Origin of the sequence: Streptomyces sp. 142MFCol3.1 (genome assembly GCF_000424945.1) — a bacterium.
Lineage (GTDB): Bacteria > Actinomycetota > Actinomycetes > Streptomycetales > Streptomycetaceae > Streptomyces > Streptomyces siamensis.
The window spans coordinates 259,263-282,883 of sequence record NZ_AUKV01000002.1 but is presented as its reverse complement, the minus strand read 5'-3'; the positions used below and the strand labels follow the sequence as shown (position 1 = coordinate 282,883).

Sequence of the window (23,621 nt, the reverse complement as noted above, 5' to 3'; positions counted from 1 at the left end):
TGCGCCCTTGGCCGATGCCACGGAGTCGATCCAGCTCGGCATGGGCGCGGAACTCCTCGCGCATGCCCACAGCATGCTCCCGGACAGCCCACCGGGCGAACTCCGCTTCCTCGCCGAGCGCCTGACAGAGGCCCTCCTGGTCGCACTTCGCGTCGCCGAGAGCCGCGGCCGAAGGCTGGACCACTTGAAATGACCGGGAACGGCGACGCCCCCCGCCGGTGGGGCAGGGGGCGTCGGTCGTACCGATCGGGCCGGTTACTTCACCGGCTCCGGCTCCGGCGCGCTCTCCGTCTCCGCCTCGCCGGCCGGGTCGACCGGCGTCTTGACGGAGTCGAGGAGCAGCTGGGCGACGTCGACGACCTGGACGGACTCCTTGGCCTTGCCGTCGTTCTTCTTGCCGTTGACCGAGTCGGTCAGCATGACCAGGCAGAACGGGCAGGCGGTGGAGACGATGTCCGGGTCGAGGCTGAGGGCCTCGTCCACCCGCTCGTTGTTGATGCGCTTGCCGATGCGCTCCTCCATCCACATCCGCGCACCACCGGCGCCACAGCAGAAGCCGCGCTCCTTGTGGCGGTGCATCTCCTGCTGACGCAGGCCCGGGACGGCGGACATGATCTCGCGCGGGGGCGTGTAGATCTTGTTGTGGCGGCCCAGGTAGCACGGGTCGTGGTAGGTGATCAGACCCTCGACCGGGGTGACCGGGAGCAGCTTGCCCTCGTCGATGAGGTGCTGGAGCAACTGGGTGTGGTGGATGACCTCGTAGTCGCCGCCGAGCTGCGGGTACTCGTTGCCGATGGTGTTGAGGCAGTGCGGGCAGGTGGCGACGATCTTCTTCGCCGACTTTGGCTTCTTGGTCGACTCGTCCTCGTCATCCTCACCGAACGCCATGTTCAGGGCCGCCACGTTCTCCATGGCCAGTTCCTGGAACAGGGGCTCGTTGCCGAGACGGCGCGGGGAGTCACCGGTGCACTTCTCGTCGCCGCCCATGATCGCGAACTTGACGCCCGCGATGTTCAGCAGCTCGGCGAAGGCCTTGGTGGTCTTCTTGGCCCGGTCCTCCAGGGCGCCGGCGCAGCCGACCCAGTACAGGTACTCGACCTCGGTGAGGTCCTCGATGTCCTTGCCGACGACCGGCACCTCGAAGTCGAGCTCCTTGAGCCACTCGAGGCGCTGCTTCTTGGCCAGGCCCCAGGGGTTGCCCTTCTTCTCCAGGTTCTTGAGCATCGTGCCCGCCTCGGACGGGAACGCGGACTCGATCATCACCTGGTAGCGGCGCATGTCGACGATGTGGTCGATGTGCTCGATGTCCACCGGGCACTGCTCGACGCAGGCGCCGCAGGTGGTGCAGGACCACAGGACGTCCGGGTCGATGACGCCGCCCGTGGCGAAGCCGCTGTCGGACACAGCCTCGGCGGTGCCGATCAGCGGGCGCTCGGCCTCGGCGAGGGCCGCGGCGGGCACGTCCTTCAGCTGCTCCTCGGACGCCTTCTCCTCGCCCTCCATGGTCTTGCCGCCGCCGGCCAGCAGGTAGGGGGCCTTGGCGTGCGCGTGGTCGCGCAGCGACATGATCAGCAGCTTCGGGGAGAGCGGCTTGCCGGTGTTCCAGGCCGGGCACTGCGACTGGCAGCGGCCGCACTCGGTGCAGGTGGAGAAGTCCAGCAGGCCCTTCCAGGAGAACTGCTCGACCTGGGAGACACCGAAGACGTCGTCCTCGCCCGGGTCGGTGAAGTCGATCGGCTTGCCGCCCGAGGTCATCGGCTGCAGGCCGCCCAGCGCCGTGCCGCCGGTCGCCTCACGCTTGAACCAGATGTTCGGGAAGGCCAGGAAGCGGTGCCAGGCCACACCCATGTTGGTGTTCAGCGAGACCACGATCATCCAGATGAACGACACGCTGATCTTGATCATCGCGACCAGGTAGACCAGGTTCTGGAGCGTGCTCACGCCCAGCCCCTTGAAGGCCACCACCAGCGGGTACGAGGCGAAGTACCCGGCCTCGTAGCCCTCGACGTGGTGCAGCGCGCCCTCGAGGCCGCGCAGCGTGTAGATCGCCAGACCGATGGTGAGGATGACGTACTCGACGAAGTAGGCCTGACCCGCCTTGGAACCCGCGAAGCGGGACTTGCGGCCCGGCCGCGAGGGCAGGCTCAGCAGCCGGATCACCATGAGGACGGCGATGCCCAGCACGGTCATCGCGCCGATGAACTCGGTGTACATCTCGAACGGGAGCCAGTCGCCGATGACCGGGAGCACCCAGTCGGCCCGGAAGAGCTGGCCGAACGCCTGGGCCAGGGTCGGCGGCAGCGTCAGGAAGCCGACGGCGACGAACCAGTGGGCGACGCCCACGATGCCCCAGCGGTTCATCCGCGTGTGACCGAGGAACTCGCGCACCAGGGTCACGCTGCGCTGGTAGGGGTTGTCGGTTCGGCTGCCGGCGGGCACCGGCTGACCCAGTTTGAAGTACCGGACGAACTGGCCGATGGCGCGTGCGAGCAGCGCAACGCCGACCACGGTCAGGACCAGCGACACGATGATCGCGGCGAGTTGCATTTGGGGGCTCCTCGGGCCTGCGAGGTGTTGCTCCGAGTGTGCACTCGAAGTGATTACTAAGCGGTAACTTATGCAGTCCGTCTGAGACTACCCACTTCTAGCGCCGCACTGTAGCCAGGAGTGCGGTGATCTGCGTCGCTGAGGGTTGCCTGAACAGGGCGGTGTCACCCTTCCTCGCTTCCGGGCCCGGTGTCGCGGGTGCGAGGCGCCTGCGCCCCTTCCTGTTTCAGGGGGCGATGGCACGGGCCGGTTCGCCCGTTCGCGGGAACACGTGACGCTCCGTCGTGTTAATCACACGATACTGTGACAGCCTGGCATAAATTTCTCGTCGTGTTGTACGGGATCGCCGCCGCCACCGCCGCCCTGCTCCTGACCGCCGCGCTCGCCGCGCTGCTGCGGACGATCGCCCTGCGCCTCGGGGTGGTCGACCGACGGCGTGCCCGGCCGGTCGCCCTGCTCGGCGGGGTGGCCGTCATGGCCGGCACCGCGCTGGTCGCCGCGGTCGGGGACTGGACGGACGTCGCCCCGCTGGGCCCGGAGGCCGTCCGGCTGCTGGTCGCCGCGCTGGGGCTCGCCGCGCTGGGACTGGCCGCCGACCTGTGGACCGTGCCGCTCGCCGTGCGGGTCTGCGCCGTGACCGCCGCCGCCGCGCTGACCGTGCCCTATGACGTCCTCGGGCTGCCCGCCGGCCTGCTGGCCGTCGCCTGGATCGTGTTCGTCACGCACGCCTTCGGCTCGCTCGACCACGTCGACGGTCTGATGGGGACCGTCGGCGTCGTCACCGCGTTCGCGCTCGCCGGGTGCGCGGCCGCCGAGGTCATGGACGGGCTCGCGGCGCTGCTCAGCGTGCTGGCCGCCGCCCTCACCGGGTTCCTGATGCACGGCTGGCACCCGGCGCGGATCGTGCCGGGTCGGTGCGGCTCGCTGTTCGCCGGGTTCGTGCTGGCCTCCGCGGCCGTGCTGGTGCATGCCGAGCGGGAGGCGGGCCCCGGGATCGCTGCCGGGTTCGCGCTCACGGCGCTGGCGACCGCCGACGCCGTCCTCGTCCTCGTCTCGCGGCGACGGGCCGGACGTCCGCTGCTGCGCCCCGGCCCCGACCACCTCGGCCATCGGCTGCGCCGGCTGGGGCTGACCCCGCAGGGGTGCCTGGTCGTCCTCGGCGCCGCGGCCTTCACGGCGGCGCTGGTGGGCCTGCTGATCGACCTGGGGTGGGCGGGCGCGGACGCCGCGTGGTGGGTGGCCGGGGCCGCCGCGGCCGTCGTCGCCGGGTTCGGCCTGCGGCCCGTGCGTGATCCGCGCGGCGCGCGGGAGAGGCGCGCGGCGCGCGCCGCGCGGGAGAGGTGCGGCTCGCGCGGCGCGCGGGAGACACGTATGGCACGGCAGACCCGCCGGATGCGGCCGGCCCGCCCGGACCGTGTTCCCCCGCGACCCTCGGTCCCCTCTCCCGGCGGCCCCGCGAGCGCCGGACGGGACGAGAATCCGTACGCCCGTGTCTGACGGAGACCATGCGGCCGGCCCGCTACCGTACGGAGAAACAGCAGTTCAGGGCTCTCCTGCGTGTAGGGAAGAGATAAGAGTTGAGTGTCCTCGACTCAGCTCTGTTGACCCAGGCGCGAGGGTCATGCACACTTGAGTCCGTTCCACTCAAGTCATTGCTGGAGGAATCGAAATGGCACGTGCGGTCGGCATCGACCTGGGCACGACTAACTCCGTCGTCAGCGTTCTGGAGGGCGGCGAGCCCACCGTCATCACCAACGCCGAGGGTGCCAGGACCACGCCGTCCGTCGTCGCCTTCGCGAAGAACGGTGAGGTGCTGGTCGGCGAGGTCGCCAAGCGCCAGGCGGTCACGAACGTGGACCGGACCATCCGCTCCGTGAAGCGTCACATGGGCACGGACTGGAAGATCAACCTGGACGGGAAGGACTTCAACCCCCAGCAGATCTCCGCCTTCATCCTGCAGAAGCTGAAGCGCGACGCGGAGGCCTACCTGGGCGAGAAGGTCACCGACGCGGTCATCACCGTCCCGGCGTACTTCAACGACTCCGAGCGTCAGGCCACCAAGGAGGCCGGCGAGATCGCGGGCCTGAACGTCCTGCGCATCGTCAACGAGCCCACGGCCGCCGCCCTGGCGTACGGCCTGGACAAGGACGACCAGACCATTCTCGTCTTCGACCTCGGTGGCGGCACCTTCGACGTGTCCCTCCTGGAGATCGGTGACGGCGTCGTCGAGGTGAAGGCCACCAACGGTGACAACCACCTCGGTGGTGACGACTGGGACCAGCGTGTCGTCGACTACCTGGTCAAGCAGTTCCAGTCCGGTCACGGCGTGGACCTGTCCAAGGACAAGATGGCCCTCCAGCGCCTCCGCGAGGCGGCCGAGAAGGCCAAGATCGAGCTGTCCTCGTCCACCGAGACCTCGATCAACCTGCCCTACATCACGGCGTCCGCCGAGGGCCCGCTGCACCTGGACGAGAAGCTCACGCGCGCCCAGTTCCAGCAGCTGACGGCCGACCTGCTGGAGCGCTGCAAGACGCCGTTCCACAACGTCATCAAGGACGCCGGCATCCAGCTGTCCGAGATCGACCACGTCGTTCTCGTCGGCGGCTCCACCCGTATGCCCGCCGTCGCCGAGCTCGTCAAGGAGCTGACCGGCGGCAACGAGGCCAACAAGGGTGTGAACCCGGACGAGGTCGTCGCGATCGGCGCCGCCCTCCAGGCCGGTGTCCTCAAGGGTGAGGTCAAGGACGTCCTGCTCCTCGACGTGACCCCGCTGTCCCTCGGTATCGAGACCAAGGGCGGCATCATGACCAAGCTCATCGAGCGCAACACCACGATCCCGACGAAGCGCTCCGAGATCTTCACGACGGCCGAGGACAACCAGCCGTCCGTGCAGATCCAGGTCTACCAGGGCGAGCGCGAGATCGCGGCGTACAACAAGAAGCTCGGGATGTTCGAGCTGACCGGCCTGCCGCCGGCGCCGCGTGGCGTCCCGCAGATCGAGGTCGCCTTCGACATCGACGCCAACGGCATCATGCACGTGACCGCGAAGGACCTCGGCACGGGCAAGGAGCAGAAGATGACCGTCACCGGCGGCTCCTCGCTGCCGAAGGACGAGGTCGACCGCATGCGCCAGGAGGCCGAGAAGTACGCGGAGGAGGACCACGCCCGCCGCGAGGCCGCCGAGACCCGCAACCAGGGCGAGCAGCTCGTCTACCAGACGGAGAAGTTCCTCAAGGACAACGAGGACAAGGTCCCCGGTGACGTCAAGACCGAGGTCGAGGCGTCCGTCGAGGAGCTGAAGGCCGCGCTCAAGGGCGAGGACACCGCCGAGATCCGCACGGCCACCGAGAAGGTCGCCGCCGTCTCGCAGAAGCTGGGCCAGGCCATGTACGCCGATGCCCAGGCCGCGCAGGCCGCCGGCGGAGCCGAGGGCGCCCCGGGTGCCGAGCAGGCCAAGGCCGACGACGACGTCGTCGACGCCGAGATCGTCGACGAGGACCGTAAGGACGGTGCCGCGTGACGGAGGAGACCCCGGGTTTCGACGAGAAGCCTGACGTCCCCTCCGGCGCCACCCCTGACGACGCCGAGCCGACGGCCGCCCCCGAAGAGGGGGCGGCCCCGGCCGGGGACGCGGCAACAGCCGACCGGACGGCGGGCCTGACGGCCCAGCTGGACCAGGTGCGCACGGCGCTCGGCGAGCGCACGGCGGACCTCCAGCGGCTGCAGGCCGAGTACCAGAACTACCGCCGCCGGGTCGAGCGCGACCGGATCGCGGTCAAGGAGATCGCCATCGCGAACCTCCTGACCGAGCTCCTGCCCGTGCTCGACGACATCGGCCGCGCGCGGGAACACGGCGAACTGGTCGGCGGCTTCAAGTCGGTGGCCGAGTCGCTGGAGACCGTCGCGGCGAAGATGGGGCTCCAGCAGTTCGGCAAGGAGGGCGAGCCCTTCGACCCGACGATCCACGAGGCCCTGATGCACTCGTACGCGCCGGACGTCACGGAGACGACGTGCGTGGCGATTCTGCAGCCTGGGTATCGCATCGGCGAACGCACCATCCGCCCCGCGCGGGTGGCCGTCGCCGAACCCCAGCCGGGGGCCCAGACGGTCAAGGCGGAATCGTCGGAATCCGCGGAGACCGCCGACGACAAGGAGAACGGTGGCCCGGACGAGGGCTGACGTTGAACGCATGAGGAAGGAGGGACGTCGAGGATGAGCACCAAGGACTTCATCGAGAAGGACTTCTACAAGGTCCTCGGCGTCCCCAAGGACGCCACCGAGGCCGAGATCAAGAAGGCGTACCGGAAGCTCGCCCGCGAGTTCCACCCGGACGCCAACAAGGGCAACGCCAAGGCCGAGGAGCGCTTCAAGGAGATCTCCGAGGCCAACGACGTGCTCGGCGACCCCAAGAAGCGCAAGGAGTACGACGAGGCACGCGCCCTCTTCGGCAACGGCGGCTTCCGGCCGGGTCCCGGCGCCGGTGGCGGCTCCTTCAACTTCGACCTGGGCGACCTCTTCGGAGGCGGCGCCCAGGGCGGAGGCGCAGGGGGCTTCGGCGGCGGCATCGGCGACGTCTTCGGGGGCCTGTTCAACCGCGGTGGCACCACCACCGGCACCCGTACGCAGCCCCGGCGCGGCCAGGACATCGACACCGAGGTCACGCTGAGCTTCACGGAAGCCGTGGACGGCGCGACCGTACCGCTGCGCATGACCTCGCAGTCGCCCTGCAAGGCGTGCTCGGGCACCGGCGACAAGAACGGCACGCCGCGCGTGTGCCCGACCTGTGTCGGCACCGGCCAGGTCGCGCGGGGTTCGGGCGGCGGGTTCTCGCTCACCGACCCCTGCCCGGACTGCAAGGGCCGCGGCCTGATCGCGGAGCACGCCTGCCTGGTCTGCAACGGATCGGGGCGCGCCAAGTCCTCCCGGACCATGCAGGTCCGTATCCCGGCCGGAGTCAGTGACAGCCAGCGGATCCGGCTGCGCGGCAAGGGCGCTCCCGGCGAACGGGGTGGCCCGGCGGGTGACCTGTACGTCACCGTCCACGTCGACGCCCACCCGGTTTTCGGCCGCAAGGACGACAACCTCACCGTCACCGTCCCCGTCACCTTCGCGGAGGCGGCGCTCGGCGGAGAGGTCCGCGTCCCGACACTGGGCGGACCGCCGGTCACCCTCAAGCTGCCCCCGGGCACGCTCAACGGCCGCACCATGCGCGCCCGCGGCAAGGGTGCGGTCCGCAAGGACGGCACCCGGGGCGACCTCCTGGTGACCGTCGAGGTGTCGGTCCCCACCGACCTCTCGGGCAAGGCGCGTGACGCCCTGGAGGCGTATCGCGAGGCGACCGCGGACGAGGACCCGCGGGCGGAGCTGTTCCAGGCCGCGAAGGGAGCATGAAAGAGATGGACGGTCGTCGACGCAACCCGTACGAAATGACCGAGGAGACTCCGGTCTACGTCATCTCGGTGGCGGCCCAGCTCTCCGGACTGCACCCGCAGACGCTTCGCCAGTACGACCGCCTGGGCCTGGTCTCGCCCGACCGCACCGCGGGGCGGGGCCGGCGCTACTCGGCACGCGACATCGAACTGCTGCGCACCGTCCAGCAGTTGTCGCAGGACGAGGGCATCAACCTGGCCGGCATCAAGCGCATCATCGAACTGGAGAACCAGGTCGCCGCGCTCCAGTCCCGTGTCGCCGAGCTCCAGTCGGCCCTGGACGGCGCGGCCGTGGCGATGCAGCAGCGTGAGGCGGCCGTCCACGCCTCCTACCGCCGTGACCTGGTCCCCTATCAGGAGGTCCAGCAGACGAGCGCACTGGTGGTGTGGCGCCCGAAGCGCCAGCCCGAGTAGGACAAGCACCGCGAAGGGGCCCGGAGGTCGAACCTCCGGGCCCCTTCGCGTCGTTCCCTCCGGAGCGCGGCGGCGGTGCGGTGCCCGGTCGTCCGTCTTCTTCCGTGTGCCCGCGAATGCCGTCTTCGCAGATGAATGCCACTTGTAGGCTGGATACGGCAATTGAACGCGAAGGCGGCGTTTGCGTCCGCAGAAGTGAACGGGCCGACCGGTGTGGCGGGAGCAGGGGCGAAGAGGCCGCAGACGCCGTCCCTCTGGCCGGTTCCACGTGTTCCTGCGGGCGGTTGCGGACCGTCGCGGACGGGTGGATTTCCGGCCGATCAGCGCCCCTGACCACGGAAGTTGGCCGTGCGGACGTGGACGTCAGAAGGTGAAGCCGAGGGGATCGGTGGAAGAGAGGGCGTACCCTCTTCCCATCGTGTTCACTTGGGGAACACAGAACGCCGTTGCCATCTCGTTAAGTGGTTACTCCTTGACGCTGAGGTGATCGCCGCGTTGGCTTTCAGCCACCTGGGTCGCAATGCTGCAACCTCGCCCGGAAGGCACCTGATGTGAACACTCGTAACACCCGTCTGCGTCGTACCGTCATATCCCTGGCCTCGTCCGCCATGGCCGTCTCAGTCGCCGGCTGCGGCGTCGTGGACGGAATCGGCGGCGACGGAACCAAGGCCAGCCCTTCGAAGGGCGACGACATCACGGTGGGCCTGCTCCTCCCCGAGAAGGAGAACAGCCGTTACGAGAGGTTCGACTACCCGATCATCAAGGAGACGGTGGAGAAGCTCACCAGCCACAAGGGCACGGTCACCTACGCCAACGCCCAGCAGGACGCGGCCAAGCAGAACGACCAGCTCCAGCAGATGGTCGACGACAAGGTCGACGTGATCCTCGTGGACGCGGTGGACTCCAAGGCCATCGCCGCCGGTGTGAAGAAGGCCAAGGACGCGGGCATCCCCGTCATCGCCTACGACCGGCTGGCGCAGGGCCCCATCGACGCGTACATCTCCTTCGACAACGAACTCGTCGGCGAGGTCCAGGGCAAGGCCCTGCTCCAGGCGGTCCAGGACGAGAGCGGCAGCGCAACCTCGAAGAAGATCATCATGATGAACGGGTCCCCCACCGACCCGAACGCCGCGCAGTTCAAGGCGGGCGCCCTGTCCGAGCTCAAGGACAAGGTTGTCATCGCCAAGACGTACGACACCACCGACTGGGACCCGGTCAACGCCAAGGCGAACATGGAGAGGGCCATCTCGGCGGTCGGCCTCGACAACATCGCGGGTGTCTACTCGGCCAACGACGGCCTCGCGGGCGCTGTCATCGACGTCCTGAAGACCGCCGGCGTCAGCAAGGTCCCCCCGGTCACCGGCCAGGACGCAGAGCTCAACGCGGTGCAGCGCATCGTCAAGGGCGACCAGTACATGAGCGTCTACAAGTCGTACCCGCAGGAGGCCAGCGCCGCCGCGGAGATGGCCGTGGCGAAGGTCCAGGGCCGGTCGATCGAGTTCGACGCGCTCACCCGCGACAAGGTCGACAGCCCCACGAACAAGGGCATCCCGGCCCAGCTCGTGCCCGTCGTCGACCTCACCAGGGAGAACATCGACGACACGGTGATCCAGGACGGCATCTACACCGTCAAGCAGATCTGCACGGCCGCGTACAAGGCGGCGTGCAACTCCGCCGGCCTCAAGTAGGGCGACGGCTGAACCGATCCGGGCCCGTGGGTGTCTCACAGGGGGACCGCACGCCGTGGTGCCGTCGTGGACCCGGCGCCGTGCGGTCGTCCCGCCGTCGTCCCGCTGGAGGCACCCCGTGGCCATGATCGGCCTGTTCTGGATCACCGAGGAGAGCGTGTACCTCGGCGCCGAGCCCGAGGGGCACGCACGCGGTGTGCGGCTCACGGCCGAGGGGATCCAGGCCGTGGGCACGGACCAGCAGGCCTTCTGGCCGTGGCCGCAGGTGCGCGGTGTCGCCGTGCACTACGCCCCGGTGCGGTCCAGCACGCGCTGGCTGGTGAACAGCGTGGCCGACACGGTCATCGACCTGGCGACGGGCGGCGTCGACACCCCGCCCGCCTTCGAGGTCCACGTCCGCACGGACACGGAGACGGCCGAGCTGACCGTGTACGGCTCGGCCGTCGGCGGCTACGTCCAGTCCGAGTACGAGCTCTCCGTCGACCTGCTGGAGCGGCTCGTGGACGGCACGGTGGACGTGGACCGGCTGCTGGAGTGGGGACGCACGGACGGCGCCGGAGCGACGCCCTGGCGCCCCGCCCGCGAGGCCCTGCTCAGGAGCTGGGCCTCCGGGTGACCGCGGCCCGCCGGGCGTCCCGGCCACCGGCACCGGGCGTGCGGCCGAAGGCCCGGCGGAAGCCCTCGATGAAGGCGCCCGCCGAGGACCGGTCGCAGCGGTGCGCCACGGTGGTGACCGGGACGCCGTCGGCCGGCAGCCGCAGGGCGTGACACGGCCGCGACCGCGTGCGCCACTGCGGGAAGGTCATGCCCAGCTCCGAGCGGAAGAGGCGGCTGAGCGTGCGTTCGCCGGCCCCGGTCGCGGCGCCGAGTCCGGCCAGGGTGCGCGGCTCCGCGGGGTTGTCGTGGACGAGAGCACGAGACGGGGGTCGGCCGGGGCGGGCAGCCGCAGCGGCTCCTGGGGCGAGGCCCTCAACCGGTCGCGCAGGGCGGCGGGAAGACGGCCCCGCTCGGCGCTCGTGTCGTCCGGCGTCCGGGGGTCGTCCTCGTCGCGGGGCCACTGCTCCATCTCTTCGTCGCCCTCGCCTCGGCCGGCCTGTACGTGCCGGCGCCGGGTGCGCCGGTGAACCCCGTGATCCGTGCGCGCAGCGGGAACTCCCATGCAAAGAGCGCGAATTCAGCCATGTGCGGACCGCCGCCGAAGTCCCCGTGCGTCCTGTGTGGCCGCGGGCTCCACCACCGACAGCTTGTTGCAAGGGCCGGTGGCTGAGGTGGGGATGTTCCGTCATCAAGGCGGGCGAAAAGGCGCGTGCGGAGGGTACAGCCGTGTTGCGATGCCGGTCCGCTCCGCGCATAGTTGCGCTGCGGAAGGCGCGAAGACGGCCTGCCGCAGAAGGGGCTGGAGCCAGGGGTGGGAGATGGCCGGGCACGGGACGGACATGCATCCGCACGGCGCTGACCGACTGTGCGAGGCCGGCGACCGGGTGTACTCCCGTGCTGTGCGGCGCGGACGTGTGCCCCGCGAGGACGCGCAGGCGGTGCCCTGCCTCCTGGAGCTCGCGCTGCTGCACCCCGACCCCGACGACATGGGCTGGCTGGTGCCGACCTCGCCGCAGGAGGTCATGACCCGGCTGCTGCGCGGGGTGTACGAGGAAGTCAGCGCGAGCCAGGCGCGCGTCGGCGACGCGGTGTCCGCCTTCGAGTGGTACGCGGGGCTCGGCGGACGCGTCCGGGACCCGGCCGAGGGCGTGGCGATCCGCGTCCTCGACGGCCTGCCGCGCATCCGGGCCGCCATGGACAAGGCGACCGAGGAGTGCACGAGCGAGGTCCTGACGGTGCAGCCGGGCGGCATCCGGCGCGAGGACGAGCTGTCGGAGGGCCTGCACCGGGCGCTGGAGATGCGCCGCCGGGGCGTGCGGATGCGCGACCTGTACACGCATGTCGCCCGGCACGGCCAGGGCCTGCTCAACTACATGGAGCTGATGGGTGATTCGGCGGAGGCCCGCACGCTCGACGAGGTCGTCGAGCGGCTGATCCTCTTCGACCGCAGGGTCGCCTTCATCCCGGCGAACCCGGACCGCACGATCGCGCTGGAGCTGCGTCATCCGGCGCTGGTGGACTACCTGGTGACCGTGTTCGAGCGGCTGTGGCGGCTGGCGATCCCGCTGGCCTCGCCGCTGCCCTCGACGGGCATCGAGGGCATCACCCACCGGGAACGCTCGATCGCGGCCCTGCTGGCGGAGGGCCACCAGGACGCGGTGGTCGCCGAGCGGCTGGGCATCAGCGTGCGGACCTGCCGGGCGCACATCGCCCGGCTCTCGGAGACCCTGGGCGCGGCCAGCCGCACCCAGCTCGGCGTTCGCATCGCCCAGGCGGGCCTGGACGGCCCGCCGCGCTCTGCGGAGCTCCAGACGGTCACCGCCCCTGGTCTTTCTGCTCCAGAATCCCCGACTGCCCGATGAGGTAGCCGAGTTGGGCCCGGCTCTCGCTGCCCAGGAAGGCCGCGAGCTTGGCGATGTGGACGCGGGCGGTGCGGACGTTCAGGCCGAGGCGGTCGGCGACGACGGCATCGGTGTGCCCTTCGACGAGCAGGCTCGCGATGGCACGTTGGCGGGGCGTGACGCCGTCCACGGAGGGCTGCGGGGCGGCTTTGGGGTACATGGGGGCGGCCAGGCGCCAGAAGCGGTCGAAGGTGGTGACGAAGTGCTGGACGAGGGCTGGATGCCGCACTTCCAGACCGAGCGTGTTGTCCTTGCTGGCCGGGATGAAGGCCACGGTCCGGTCGATGACGATCAGCAGATGGATGACCTCGTCGAGCGTGCGGGCCTCCACGTCCCCGGTCAGCCATTCGTACCGGGCAAGGACGGTGGGCGCGTGGCGCAGCGTGTGCTGGTAGAGCGTGCGGATGCGGCCGCCGCGGTCCAGGAGCGCCTGGTCGCGCCGTATCGCCCGGTCGTGGATCTGCGGGGGTGGGCCGACGTGCGAGACGTACGGCTGCACGGTGAGGAGTTCGGTGGCCTCGGACATGGCCTGCGTGATGGCCAGGTTGATCTGTTCCTTGCCGCTGAGGAGGCTGATCGGCGGCGTCTCGGACGCGGTACGGACCCCCTCGATGCGCATGAGCGGCTCGAACACCTCGGCCAGCCGCTCCTCGCGCCGCCGTTCGTCCGCGATGCGGTCCCCCACCACGCGTAGCTGCCGATGCAGGGCGACGGCGGGGGAGACCGGTTCCATCCAGCGTGGGTCCCCGACGTGCGGGTGCAGGAGGCCGAGGTCGACGAGGCAGGGCACGGCACGGGCGTCCGCCCCGGGCACGCGTCCTTCGCGCAGGGCCCGCGCGTACAGGGCCGTACCTGCCTCGCACAGGTCCTCCAGGCCGTGTGGCCGGTGCCCCGTCGTCGGTTCCTCCGCCGGCATTCAGTGATCCTGGTCCAGGATCCCCGACTGCGCTATCAGGAAGCCGAGTTGGGCGCGACTGCCACTGCCGAGGGCGGTGGCCAGCTTGGCTATGTGGGCGCGGCAGGTGCGGACGTTCATGCCCAGGCGGCGCGCGATGGCCTCGTCGACGTGGCCCTCCACCAGGAGTTTGGCGATGGAGTGCTGGATCTCCGTGATGCCGTCGGGGGCGGTTTCGTAGGGGGCGCCGGCGTTCAGCGGGACGGCGCGATCCCACATGAACTCGAAGACCTTGACCAGATAGCGGACGAGTCCCGGGTGGCGCAGTTCCAGGGCGACCTGTCGGTCGTCCCGGGTGGGGATGAAGGCCACGGTCTCGTCGCAGATGATCAGCCGCTCGACGAGCTCGTCGATAGTGCGGTACTCCACCTTGCCGTTGGAGAACTGATCGACGTAGGCCTGTGTCTCGGGGCTGTAGCGGGCCGTGTGCTGGTAGAGGGTCCGGATGCTGACTCCGCGGTCGGTCAAAGGCCTGTCGCGTTCCAGCCCTTGGACGAGTGTGTGCTCCAGGCGGCGGCCACTGGGCTGGACCGTGAGCATCTCGTTCTGACACTGTGCCGTGGCCAGATCGAGTGCCGCGTTGATCCGGTCGAAGCCTTCCAGCACGGTGATGGAGTGCGTGGTCGCCGTGGCCTGGGCGCTGAGCGTCATGAACGGCTCGAATGCATCGGCAAGTTCGATCGACAAGCGCCGGGCTTCGGTGATCTCGTGCTCTATGGGGTTGAGGCGTTGGGCCAGGGCGATGGACGGTGGTACGGGACGCAACCAGTTGGCGTCGTCGGGATCGGGGTGCAGCAGTGCGAACTCCATCAGGCAGGGAGCGGATTCCACGTCTGCGCGGGCGATCCGTCCCGTGCGCAGAGCATTCGCGTAGAGACGGCTTCCGTCCTCGCACAGCTGGGTCACCGCATGGGGATGTATCCCTCTAGTCCCATTTGTTGCCAAATCTCCACCCCCCAGGGTCCTGAACGTGCAGGAACATGATGCATCGATTGTGTGGCCATGACGTGCCCGAATGAGCCATCGTCGTAGACGACGGGGGAAGAGGAGACCTTCAAGTGAGGACGAAGCCGACTATGCGTAAGAGAATGCTTCGCTCGATGCTTGTCGCCGCCTTCTCCGCCGTCGTGGCCTTCGGAGCACTGAGTGGCCTTGCCGGTACGAAGGGTGACAGTAGGGCGGACAGTACCTGGGGCCCGTCGGTGGCATCCGCCGCCCGCGCGGGTGACAGCACCTGGGGTGTGGGTTCTCCCACCAGCGCAGATGACAGCACATGGGGCTGACTGATGACGACTCCTCCCGACGACCGCTCGTTCCGCCGCGAAATGGCCACGGCCTACCGCTCCGGCTGGCACTTCATCGACCTGGCCACCGCCATCCCCCACAGCGGTGACTCGCTGATGGTGACCGTGTTCGGAGAGCCCGTGGTGGTCACGCGGGACGAGGACGAGGACGTACGGGCGTACCGCTGTCTGCGACGACCTCGGGGGGCGCCGCAGCCGGTGCGGTGCGCCATCCGATACGGAATGATCTTTGTGAACCTCGACCAGCGTGACCACCGGCTGGCCGAACCGGATGAGCCGGACGTACAGACGATTGCAGCCACCCCCCGCAGTGCCTGACGCGATTCCCCCGTCGTAGTAGATCGCTCAGGTACTTCCCCCCGCAGCGGCGTCACCGTGACCTGAACACGGTGACGCCGCTGCAGTTTCACCCGAAATCTCCTGGTGTCGACGGATACCGACAGAGGCCGGAATCAGCCGCGCCCCATCGCCGAGGTGAGCGCGATCTCGATGACCACCCGTGACGGGTTGGGTGACGGGGTGCGCCCGTAGCGCTCCGCGTACCGGCGCTCCGCCTCCGCGATGCGCGCCGGCTCCACCGACACCGTGGCCCGGCCCTCCAGCGTGGCCCAGCGGCGGCCGTCCACCTGGCAGACCGCGACGCGCGCCCCGTCCGCCCCCGCCGCGAGCACGTGCCGCACCTTGGCGCTGGACTTGTTGGCGATCACCCGAGCGAGACCGGCGCCGGGGTCGTATGTCACTCCGACGGGCACCACGTGCGGTCCGCCGTCGGGCCGGAGCGTGGTGAGCGTGCACAGGTGCCGTTCGCGCCAGAAGCTGAGGTAGGCGGCGTCGGGCTGCCGCGGGTCCACCGGATACGAAGCCATGAGACCCGAATCTACTTCCTCGGCGGGGCCCGCTCCGCTTCCGCGGTCGCCCTTGAGTGGAATAGACTCAACTTTGTGTACGCTGGACGGGTCAGGTAGACGGTCGGTAAGACCAGGAGGAGAAAGCGAACGTGGACGCCGAGCTGACCAACAGGAGCCGGGACGCGATCAACGCGGCAACCAGCCGTGCCGTGTCCGAGGGGCACCCGGACCTCACCCCCGCCCACCTGCTGCTCGCTCTGCTGGAGGGGCAGGACAACGAGAACATCATCGATCTGCTGGTCGCCGTCGACGCGGACCAGCCCTCCGTCCGCTCCGGCACCGAACGCGTCCTCGCGGGCCTGCCCAGCGTGACCGGGTCCACCGTCGCTCCGCCGCAGCCCAACCGTGAGCTGCTCGCCGTCATCGCCGACGCCGCCGCGCGCGCGAAGGAGCTCGGAGACGAGTTCCTCTCCACCGAGCACCTGCTGATCGGCATCGCCGCGAAGGGTGGCCAGACCGGCGACGTACTCTCCCGGCAGGGCGCCAGTGCCAAGAAGCTCCTTGAGGCGTTCCAGAAGACCAGGGGAGGGCGCCGGGTGACGACTCCGGATCCCGAGGGCCAGTACAAGGCGCTCGAAAAGTTCGGTACCGACTTCACCGCCGCGGCGCGCGAAGGGAAGCTCGACCCGGTCATCGGCCGGGACCAGGAGATCCGCCGCGTCGTGCAGGTGCTGTCCCGCCGCACCAAGAACAACCCGGTCCTCATCGGTGAGCCCGGCGTCGGCAAGACCGCCGTCGTCGAGGGGCTCGCCCAGCGGATCGTCAAGGGCGACGTCCCCGAGTCGCTCAAGAACAAGCGGCTCGTCGCGCTCGACCTCGGCGCCATGGTTGCGGGCGCGAAGTACCGCGGCGAGTTCGAGGAGCGGCTGAAGACGGTCCTCGCCGAGATCAAGGACTCCGACGGGCAGATCATCACCTTCATCGACGAGCTGCACACCGTCGTCGGCGCGGGTGCCGGCGGAGACTCCGCCATGGACGCCGGCAACATGCTCAAGCCGATGCTCGCGCGCGGTGAGCTGCGCATGGTCGGCGCGACCACCCTCGACGAGTACCGCGAGCGGATCGAGAAGGACCCCGCGCTGGAGCGCAGGTTCCAGCAGGTACTGGTCGCCGAGCCGACCGTCGAGGACACCATCGCGATCCTGCGCGGCCTGAAGGGCCGGTACGAGGCCCATCACAAGGTCCAGATCGCCGACAGCGCGCTGGTCGCCGCCGCGACCCTCTCCGACCGGTACATCACCTCCCGCTTCCTGCCCGACAAGGCCATCGACCTCGTCGACGAGTCCGCCTCCCGGCTCCGCATGGAGATCGACTCGTCCCCCGTCGAGATCGACGAACTCCAGCGCGCCGTGGACCGGCTCCGCATGGAGGAGCTGGCGATCGGCAAGGAGACCGACGCCGCCAGCAAGGAGCGCCTGGAGAAGCTGCGCCGCGACCTCGCCGACAAGGAGGAGGAGCTGCGCGGTCTGACCGCACGCTGGGAGAAGGAGAAGCAGTCCCTCAACCGCGTCGGTGAGCTGAAGGAGAGGCTGGACGACCTGCGCGGCCGGGCCGAGCGCGCCCAGCGCGACGGCGACTTCGACACCGCGTCCAAGCTGCTCTACGGCGAGATCCCGGCCCTGGAGCGGGACCTGGAGGAGGCGTCCGAGGCCGAGGAGGAGGCCGCCAAGGACACCATGGTCAAGGAGGAGGTCGGCCCCGACGACATCGCCGACGTCGTGGGTTCCTGGACCGGCATCCCCGCCGGACGGCTCCTGGAGGGCGAGACGCAGAAGCTGCTGCGCATGGAGGAGGAGCTGGGCCGGCGGCTCATCGGCCAGACGGAGGCCGTGCGGGCCGTGTCGGACGCCGTGCGCCGCACCCGCGCGGGCATCGCCGACCCGGACCGCCCGACCGGTTCCTTCCTCTTCCTCGGCCCGACGGGCGTCGGCAAGACCGAACTGGCCAAGGCCCTGGCCGACTTCCTCTTCGACGACGAGCGGGCCATGGTCCGCATCGACATGAGCGAGTACGGCGAGAAGCACAGTGTCGCCAGGCTCGTCGGCGCCCCGCCCGGCTACGTGGGGTACGAGGAGGGCGGCCAGCTCACCGAGGCCGTGCGCCGGCGCCCGTACAGCGTCGTGCTGCTCGACGAGGTCGAGAAGGCGCACCCGGAGGTCTTCGACGTCCTCCTCCAGGTGCTGGACGACGGACGGCTGACGGACGGCCAGGGACGCACGGTCGACTTCCGCAACACCATCCTGATCCTCACCTCGAACCTGGGCAGCCAGTTCCTCGTGGAGCCGACGACCTCCGAAGAGGTGAAGAAGCAGCAGGTGCTGGAGACCGTGCGGGTCTCCTTCAAGCCGGAGTTCCTGAACCGGCTCGACGACCTGGTGGTGTTCTCCGCCCTCGACGAGGAGGAGCTCAAGCGCATCGCCGGGCTCCAGATCGACCGGCTCGCCAAGCGGATGGCCGACCGCCGGCTCGGCCTGGAGGTCACCGAGGCGGCGCTGGCCTGGCTGGCCGCCGAGGGCAACGACCCGGCGTACGGCGCGCGCCCGCTGCGCCGCCTCGTCCAGACCGCCATCGGGGACCGGCTCGCCCGGGAGATCCTCGCGGGCGAGGTCAAGGACGGGGACACGGTCCGCGTGGACCAGTTCGGCGACGGTCTGATCGTGGGACCGGCGACCGGCAAGACTCTGTGACCCTTCCGGGGGCCCACGACCAGTGGGCCCTCGTACGGGGGCGGTGTCCCCGCCCTCGTACGCGATGCCCGGGCGTCCCTGCCGCGCCCCGGTCCCCACGTTCATGACCGGAACATGCCGGCCTGGGGCGGGGCCGTGTCCGGATCTTGTCAGCCACCGGCGGAAGGACCGGCCAGGGGTTGCCACTCCCCGCCCCGGATGGGAGAGGATGACAGCATCCGTACGAAGGGAAATACACGGTGAGCATCGACCCGTCCTCGATTCCGAACTTCGGGGGCCAGCCCGAGCCGCAGCCCCAAGGGCCGGCGGGCCCCGTGGTCCCGGATCAGGACCTCGTGAAGCAGCTCCTGGACCAGATGGAGCTGAAGTATGTCGTCGACGAAGAGGGTGACCTCGCGGCGCCGTGGGAGCAGTTCCGTACGTACTTCATGTTCCGCGGCGAGGGTGACCAGCAGGTCTTCTCGGTGCGGACGTTCTACGACCGGCCGCACCAGATCGACGAGAAGCCCGCGCTGCTGGAGTCCATCGACGACTGGAACCGCCGCACGCTGTGGCCCAAGGTCTACAGCCACACCCACGACGACGGCACCGTCCGCCTGATCGGCGAGGCGCAGATGCTGATCGGCACCGGCGTCAGCCTGGAGCACTTCGTGTCCTCCACGGTCAGCTGGGTGCGGGCCGCCATCGAGTTCGACAAGTGGCTCGTCGAGCAGCTCGGCCTGGAGCAGGAGATCAACGAGGCGGACAAGCCCGAGGACGGCGAGGAGTAGTCCTCCGCCCCCTCCTTCGGCCCGTCCGCTCCGTCCGGCCCCTCCGGTCCGGGCCCGGGGCACGCTCCCCGCGCCCGGCCCCGCCGGGGCACACCTGACGTCGGCCCTACAGCGGTGTGTGCGCGATCACCACCAGATACGCGCCGTACGCGAAAGAGAGCCCGGCCAGGGCGCCGACCACCACGGTCGCGTGCCAGGGCCGGGCTCTCGCCGTGCGCACCAGCGCCCGGGCCAGCGGCAGCAGCAGCGGGAAGGCCGGGAGCAGGAAGCGCGGTTTCGACTCGAAGAAGCCGGAGCCGCCGAGGGCGATCAGCAGCAGGACGCCGCTGTACACGATCAGCGGCAGCGGTGCGCGGTCGGCGATCAGCAGCGCGTACAGCATCGTGGCCGCGGCCACGATGGCCAGCGTCACGGGGAACACGAGGCGGTCGCCGTCCAGCAGCAGGTGCTTGACGAAGCGGAGCGATCCCTCGCCGAAGTCGAAGCGCGAGCCCCACAGCCGCTGCACCTCGAAGTAGCCGCGCAGCGGATCGCCCCGGCGGCGCCCCACCCACAGCACGTAACCCACCCAGCCCAGCGGCGCGAGCGCCGCGCCTGTCCACAGCCTGTGGGGAACTTTCCGCGCGCGCAGCCGCCAGACCTCGTACGCCGCCGCCGCGAGGACGGACGCGGCCACCGCGAAGCCGTTCGGCCGGGACAGCCCCGCGAGCGCCGCCAGCACGCCCGCCCACACCCAGTGCCCGCCGAGCACCGCGTACAGCGACCAGGCGGCGAAGGCCGTCAGCACGGGCTCCGTGTACGCCATCGACAGCACCACCGAGTGCGGGAGCAGACCCCAGAGCAGGACGACGGCGGTGCCGACCGCGCGGCCGTACAGCCTGGCCCCGATCGCATACATCCCGCAGGCGGCGGCCCCGGCGGCGAGCCAGGACACCAGCAGGCCCGCCGTGGCCGCGTTGAGCGGGGTCACGGCGGTGACGCCGCGCACCAGCGCCGGGTACAGCGGGAAGAACGCCAGGTCGCTGTGGACGACGGTGGGACGGAAGTAGAGCGTGCGGCCGTACCCGTGCGCCGCGATCCCCAGGTACCAGATCGAGTCCCAGGACCGTGCGAGCAGGACGATCGGGTGCCTGCCGGTGGCCCAGGCTGTCGCGGCGAGCGCGAGGATGCCGGTGAGGCGCGCGGCGGCGAACAGCCCCAGCGCCGTCATCGCGGCGGCCGGCAGGCTGGGCGCGAGGCGGGACGGTCGGGCACGGTCCCCGGGCTCCGTCAGAGCCGGGCGAGCGAGGGTACTCGGGTGGGTCACACCGGAACTGTGCGTAACTTACGGGGTATTTGCGAGCTTTGCTCGGCTGTGCGGGTAGCGTTCGTGGGGCCCCGGCGCGCCGCCCGCACGGATGGCGCCCACGGTGCTAGAGCGGTTCCGGGCCCGCTGCGGCGCCCCTTTCCGCCGCCCCTTTCCGCCCCCTCGCGCGCGGCGGGCCGAGTGGGCGGCGCAGGGCTCACCACGCGGCCTTGAGCCGCCTCGCCGCCTCCTCCAGCACCTGCGTCCGCTTGCAGAACGCGAACCGCACGAAGGGCGCTCCCGCCTCCCGGTGGTCGTAGAAGACCGCGTTCGGGATCGCGACGACACCGGCGCGCTCCGGCAGCGCCCGGCAGAACGCGAAGCCGTCCGACTCGCCGAGGGGCCGGATGTCGGTCGTGATGAAGTACGTGCCCTGCGGGCGGAAGACCTCGAAGCCCGCCGCCGCGAGCCCCGCCGCCAGCACGTCCCGCTTGGCCAGCATGTCCGCGCGGAACGCGTCGAAGTACGCGTCCGGCAGCGCCAGCGCCTCGGCCACGGCGTACTGGAAGGGTCCCGACGCCACATAGGTCAGGAACTGCTTCGCCGACCGCACCGCGCTGACCAGGGCGGGCGGCGCCGTCACCCAGCCCACCTTCCAGCCGGTGAACGAGAACGTCTTCCCGCTCGAACCGATCGTGACCGTGCGCTCGCGCATGCCCGGGAAGGACGCCAGCGGTACGTGCTCGGCGCCGTCGAAGACGAGGTGTTCGTACACCTCGTCCGTCACCACCAGCAGATCCCGCTCCACGGCGAGCTTCGCGATCTCGGCGAGCTCCTCGCGGGTGAGCACCGTGCCGGTGGGGTTGTGCGGCGTGTTGACCAGCAGCAGGCGCGTCCGGTCGGTGACGGCGTCGCGCAGCTCGTCGAGATCGAGACGGAAACTGCCCTCGTGCGGGCGCAGCGTCACCGGCACCCGGGTCCCGCCCGCCATGGCGATGCACGCGGCGTACGAGTCGTAGTACGGCTCGAACGCGATCACCTCGTCGCCGGGCTCCAGGAGGGCGAGCAGCGCGGCGGCGATCGCCTCCGTGGCCCCGGCCGTCACCAGGACCTCCGTGTCGGGGTCGTACGACAGCGCGTAGCGGCGCTCCTGGTGCGCGGACACGGCCGCGCGCAGCTCGGGCACGCCGGGCCCCGGCGGGTACTGGTTGCCCCGCCCGTTCCGCAGCGCCCGCACGGCCGCCTCCCGGATCTCCTGCGGACCGTCCGTGTCGGGGAAGCCCTGACCGAGGTTGATCGAACCGGTACTCACCGCGAGCGCCGACATCTCGGCGAAGATCGTCGTCCCGAACTCGGCGAGCCGGCGGTTGAGGAAGGGGCGTTCGCTGGAGGTCATGCCGGTCATCCTGCGCCCAAGCTCTGGAGTTCCTCAACTCTGCTTTGGCCCGCCGAGCGCGGGGGCATCCCCCTCTCACGCACGACCGGCACCTGGAACGACGCGAAGCGACAAGAGAAGCGAACAGGACAACAGATCCGGGAAGCACGGCCCACGGGGGGCCTCTTCGGGGGAACGAAAGGAGGGCGACGCCATGGTCATCGGCATCATCCTGGCGGTCGTCTGCATCGTGGTCGTCGTGGCCTTCATGGCCACCGACCGCAGCCAGAACAAGGTGGGGCAGGTCAACCTCTCGAAGAGGGGCCGCCGTTCACGCCGCGGCTCCTCGGGCAGCGGCAGCAGCAGCTGGTGGGCCGGCGGGGCGGGCGGTGTCTCGTCCTGCGGCAGTGGTTCGTCCGGCGGGCACCACGGAGGTCACTCGTGCGGTGGCCACTCGTCGTGCGGCGGGGGCTCGTCCTGCGGAGGCGGGTCCTCGTGCGGCGGCGGGGGCGGATGCGGGGGAGGCAGCTGACACGGGGCAGCTGAGCTCCCTTCGGGGGAAGCGCATCCGCAGCACGCGAACGTGCCCGTCGGCCGGCAGCGCCGACGGGCACGTCCGCGTCGGGGGAGGGGCGGGTGTCCGTGCCTGCCGGGCAGCACCGCCGGCGGGCACGCCGGTGTCGTGAGAGATGCGCCATCGTGCGGGAGGGCACGGGCCGGGCGCGGTGGCACGCCGGGGGTACGCGCGCACGGCATATGCGACGGCGTGCCGAGAGGAGCGGATCCGGTGCCCGGGTCGCGTACCGGGGGGCGGCTTCCGGCAGACGCGGGCGCGCGCCGGGCGCGCGCCGTGGTTGAACAGTTGAGCTGTGGAGCCCTCGGGGGGATGGAAACCCCACGAAGTTGGGTAAAAACGCTGTGGTGGCGCCACAGTTCATGATTCCCTCTAAAACACCAACGCAGCCCTGGGCCTACAGACCCAGGACGCCCGTGGGACCGGTCCTTCTCCCCTTCAGGTCCGTCCTTCGGGCGTCCTCCTGACCGGGCTGGCCGGGCCGTTCCCCCGGTGCCGACCGGGTGCGCCGGAACCCCACCTCTCTTTGCGTGCTAGCGGAGCCGACCCATGCTCACGACCCTGAACACCTCGTACACCGACACGCGCGCGGCCGACCTCGCCTGGGCCCTCGGCCGCGAACCGCTGCCGGCCCTGGCCACGCTCGACCTCGAACTGGAAGGGGTGGAGCTTCAGTTGAGACTCCTCGGCGCGTCCCACCAGGTGCTCCTGGAGGAGGAGCGGGGCCGCTGTTCCGAGACCGTCGCCTGCATCCCGGGCAGCAGCACGCCCCTCCCGCTCGGCGTGGTGAAGCGGATCAACGACTGGGAGTACGAGTTCGCGGCCCGCGTCGAGGTGCTGTCGCCCGGCTCCTTCGCCGGCCGCGCCCAGGAGTTGCTGGCCCTCGTCTCCGACCACCCCCACGGCCTCGCGGGCGTCTTCCCCGGCAGCCCGCACGCCTTCACCGCCATGCTCGCCCAGCGCCACGAGGGGCAGATCCACTGGCGCACCTGGCACGCGTATCCGCAGGACGGCCAGTTGGTGGCGACCCGCACCAGGGTCGGGGCCCGGGTGGCGGCGGCGTTGTGACCGCGCCGGGCGGGAGCGGCGAGGGGCGGGAGCTGCGCCGGGCGGACAGGGTGCCACAAAGCGCCGCGGTTCCACACGTGTGGGTGACGAGGCGTAGCAGCGACGTGACGTAGCGTTCC

At 70.3% G+C, this 23,621-nt stretch carries 20 protein-coding genes and 1 pseudogene; 14 read left to right on the top strand and 7 right to left on the bottom strand.

The genetic code is table 11. The features are described 5' to 3' along the window. The first annotated feature begins 7 nt into the window (after nt 1–7). A complete protein-coding gene (locus H305_RS44360; RefSeq protein WP_420708012.1) occupies nt 8–193 on the top strand; it encodes a hypothetical protein in 186 nt (61 codons plus the stop codon). 62 nt (nt 194–255) lie between these two features. On the opposite strand, the gene H305_RS0103760 is transcribed toward H305_RS44360, so the two are convergent. Then, nucleotides 256–2,547, bottom strand: coding sequence for a (Fe-S)-binding protein (locus H305_RS0103760; protein WP_028799241.1), 2,292 nt, complete (start codon nt 2,545–2,547; stop codon nt 256–258). Between the two features lie 330 nt (nt 2,548–2,877). On the opposite strand from H305_RS0103760, the gene H305_RS44355 reads away from it, so the two are divergent. From H305_RS44355 to H305_RS0103725, 7 genes are all read left to right on the top strand, one after another. Next, nucleotides 2,878–4,044, top strand: coding sequence for a DUF7555 family protein (locus H305_RS44355; protein ID WP_063611246.1), 1,167 nt, complete (start codon nt 2,878–2,880; stop codon nt 4,042–4,044). A gap of 172 nt (nt 4,045–4,216) precedes the next feature. Next, nucleotides 4,217–6,067, top strand: a complete 1,851-nt coding sequence (dnaK, locus tag H305_RS0103750) for a molecular chaperone DnaK (RefSeq protein WP_028799240.1) — start codon at nt 4,217–4,219, stop codon at nt 6,065–6,067. Further along, nucleotides 6,064–6,726, top strand: a complete 663-nt coding sequence (gene grpE, locus H305_RS0103745; RefSeq protein ID WP_028799239.1) for a nucleotide exchange factor GrpE — start codon at nt 6,064–6,066, stop codon at nt 6,724–6,726. The genes dnaK and grpE overlap by 4 nt, the downstream gene beginning before the upstream one ends. Before the next feature lie 33 nt (nt 6,727–6,759). Next, complete coding sequence (gene dnaJ, locus H305_RS0103740; protein ID WP_028799238.1) at nt 6,760–7,938, top strand: molecular chaperone DnaJ; 1,179 nt, start codon at nt 6,760–6,762, stop codon at nt 7,936–7,938. Between the two features lie 5 nt (nt 7,939–7,943). Then, on the top strand, nt 7,944–8,390 hold the full coding sequence (locus H305_RS0103735) for a heat shock protein transcriptional repressor HspR (RefSeq protein ID WP_028799237.1): 447 nt from the start codon (nt 7,944–7,946) through the stop codon (nt 8,388–8,390). Nucleotides 8,391–8,941: 551 nt separating this feature from the next. Then, nucleotides 8,942–10,078 carry a sugar ABC transporter substrate-binding protein gene (locus tag H305_RS0103730; RefSeq protein WP_037762256.1) on the top strand — a complete coding sequence of 379 codons (1,137 nt, stop codon included), beginning with the start codon at nt 8,942–8,944 and terminating at the stop codon, nt 10,076–10,078. A gap of 124 nt (nt 10,079–10,202) precedes the next feature. Then, nucleotides 10,203–10,694, top strand: coding sequence for a hypothetical protein (locus tag H305_RS0103725; RefSeq protein ID WP_234020619.1), 492 nt, complete (start codon nt 10,203–10,205; stop codon nt 10,692–10,694). Here the strand turns inward: H305_RS0103725 and H305_RS44350 are convergent. Next, nucleotides 10,672–11,108: pseudogene (locus H305_RS44350) on the bottom strand (helix-turn-helix domain-containing protein); the annotation flags it as partial. The gene H305_RS0103725 and the pseudogene H305_RS44350 overlap by 23 nt on opposite strands. A 385-nt stretch (nt 11,109–11,493) precedes the next feature. Here H305_RS44350 and H305_RS0103715 point away from each other — a divergent pair. Continuing rightward, complete coding sequence (locus tag H305_RS0103715) at nt 11,494–12,537, top strand: helix-turn-helix transcriptional regulator (protein WP_028799233.1); 1,044 nt, start codon at nt 11,494–11,496, stop codon at nt 12,535–12,537. Here the strand turns inward: H305_RS0103715 and H305_RS0103710 are convergent. Together H305_RS0103710 and H305_RS0103705 are read right to left on the bottom strand one after the other, a co-directional pair. Further along, entirely contained in the window at nt 12,491–13,492 is a 1,002-nt protein-coding gene (locus H305_RS0103710) for a helix-turn-helix transcriptional regulator (RefSeq protein ID WP_028799232.1), read from the bottom strand. The genes H305_RS0103715 and H305_RS0103710 overlap by 47 nt on opposite strands. Further along, complete coding sequence (locus H305_RS0103705) at nt 13,493–14,437, bottom strand: hypothetical protein (protein ID WP_037762251.1); 945 nt, start codon at nt 14,435–14,437, stop codon at nt 13,493–13,495. Nucleotides 14,438–14,817: 380 nt separating this feature from the next. On the opposite strand from H305_RS0103705, the gene H305_RS0103700 reads away from it, so the two are divergent. Beyond that, nucleotides 14,818–15,153, top strand: a complete 336-nt coding sequence (locus H305_RS0103700; protein ID WP_028799230.1) for a hypothetical protein — start codon at nt 14,818–14,820, stop codon at nt 15,151–15,153. A gap of 134 nt (nt 15,154–15,287) precedes the next feature. Here the strand turns inward: H305_RS0103700 and H305_RS0103695 are convergent, their stop codons facing one another. Continuing rightward, complete coding sequence (locus H305_RS0103695) at nt 15,288–15,701, bottom strand: pyridoxamine 5'-phosphate oxidase family protein (protein WP_028799229.1); 414 nt, start codon at nt 15,699–15,701, stop codon at nt 15,288–15,290. A gap of 131 nt (nt 15,702–15,832) precedes the next feature. On the opposite strand from H305_RS0103695, the gene clpB reads away from it, so the two are divergent. Both clpB and H305_RS0103685 read left to right on the top strand, forming a co-directional pair. After that, the gene (gene clpB, locus H305_RS0103690; RefSeq protein WP_028799228.1) at nt 15,833–18,430 is read left to right on the top strand and encodes an ATP-dependent chaperone ClpB; all 2,598 of its coding nucleotides are present in this window, start codon (nt 15,833–15,835) and stop codon (nt 18,428–18,430) included. A 239-nt stretch (nt 18,431–18,669) separates the two neighbouring features. After that, nucleotides 18,670–19,200 (top strand): YbjN domain-containing protein, encoded by a 531-nt coding sequence (locus H305_RS0103685; protein ID WP_028799227.1) that lies wholly within the window; start codon nt 18,670–18,672, stop codon nt 19,198–19,200. A 106-nt stretch (nt 19,201–19,306) separates the two neighbouring features. Here the strand turns inward: H305_RS0103685 and H305_RS0103680 are convergent, their stop codons facing one another. Continuing rightward, complete coding sequence (locus tag H305_RS0103680) at nt 19,307–20,506, bottom strand: membrane protein (RefSeq protein ID WP_028799226.1); 1,200 nt, start codon at nt 20,504–20,506, stop codon at nt 19,307–19,309. Between the two features lie 196 nt (nt 20,507–20,702). Then, nucleotides 20,703–21,890 carry a pyridoxal phosphate-dependent aminotransferase gene (locus tag H305_RS0103675; RefSeq protein WP_028799225.1) on the bottom strand — a complete coding sequence of 396 codons (1,188 nt, stop codon included), beginning with the start codon at nt 21,888–21,890 and terminating at the stop codon, nt 20,703–20,705. A 184-nt stretch (nt 21,891–22,074) separates the two neighbouring features. Here H305_RS0103675 and H305_RS0103670 point away from each other — a divergent pair, with 184 nt between their 5' ends. Together H305_RS0103670 and H305_RS0103665 are read left to right on the top strand one after the other, a co-directional pair. Continuing rightward, on the top strand, nt 22,075–22,392 hold the full coding sequence (locus H305_RS0103670) for a hypothetical protein (RefSeq protein WP_028799224.1): 318 nt from the start codon (nt 22,075–22,077) through the stop codon (nt 22,390–22,392). 591 nt (nt 22,393–22,983) lie between these two features. After that, a complete protein-coding gene (locus tag H305_RS0103665; RefSeq protein ID WP_028799223.1) occupies nt 22,984–23,502 on the top strand; it encodes a DUF2617 family protein in 519 nt (172 codons plus the stop codon). Nucleotides 23,503–23,621: the final 119 nt, after the last annotated feature.

Excerpts from the sequence above, each read along its gene's own strand:
- H305_RS0103710 (WP_028799232.1), bottom strand. The coding sequence starts at position 13,492 with ATGCCGGCGGAGGAACCGACGACGGGGCACCGGCCACACGGCCTGGAG.
- H305_RS0103725 (WP_234020619.1), top strand. The coding sequence starts at position 10,203 with ATGATCGGCCTGTTCTGGATCACCGAGGAGAGCGTGTACCTCGGCGCC.
- H305_RS0103670 (WP_028799224.1), top strand. The coding sequence starts at position 22,075 with ATGGTCATCGGCATCATCCTGGCGGTCGTCTGCATCGTGGTCGTCGTG.
- H305_RS0103715 (WP_028799233.1), top strand. The coding sequence starts at position 11,494 with ATGGCCGGGCACGGGACGGACATGCATCCGCACGGCGCTGACCGACTG.
- H305_RS0103695 (WP_028799229.1), bottom strand. The coding sequence starts at position 15,701 with ATGGCTTCGTATCCGGTGGACCCGCGGCAGCCCGACGCCGCCTACCTC.
- dnaK (WP_028799240.1), top strand. The coding sequence starts at position 4,217 with ATGGCACGTGCGGTCGGCATCGACCTGGGCACGACTAACTCCGTCGTC.
- H305_RS0103760 (WP_028799241.1), bottom strand. The coding sequence starts at position 2,547 with ATGCAACTCGCCGCGATCATCGTGTCGCTGGTCCTGACCGTGGTCGGC.
- H305_RS0103700 (WP_028799230.1), top strand. The coding sequence starts at position 14,818 with ATGACGACTCCTCCCGACGACCGCTCGTTCCGCCGCGAAATGGCCACG.
- H305_RS0103735 (WP_028799237.1), top strand. The coding sequence starts at position 7,944 with ATGGACGGTCGTCGACGCAACCCGTACGAAATGACCGAGGAGACTCCG.
- H305_RS0103675 (WP_028799225.1), bottom strand. The coding sequence starts at position 21,890 with ATGACCGGCATGACCTCCAGCGAACGCCCCTTCCTCAACCGCCGGCTC.
- dnaJ (WP_028799238.1), top strand. The coding sequence starts at position 6,760 with ATGAGCACCAAGGACTTCATCGAGAAGGACTTCTACAAGGTCCTCGGC.
- H305_RS0103665 (WP_028799223.1), top strand. The coding sequence starts at position 22,984 with ATGCTCACGACCCTGAACACCTCGTACACCGACACGCGCGCGGCCGAC.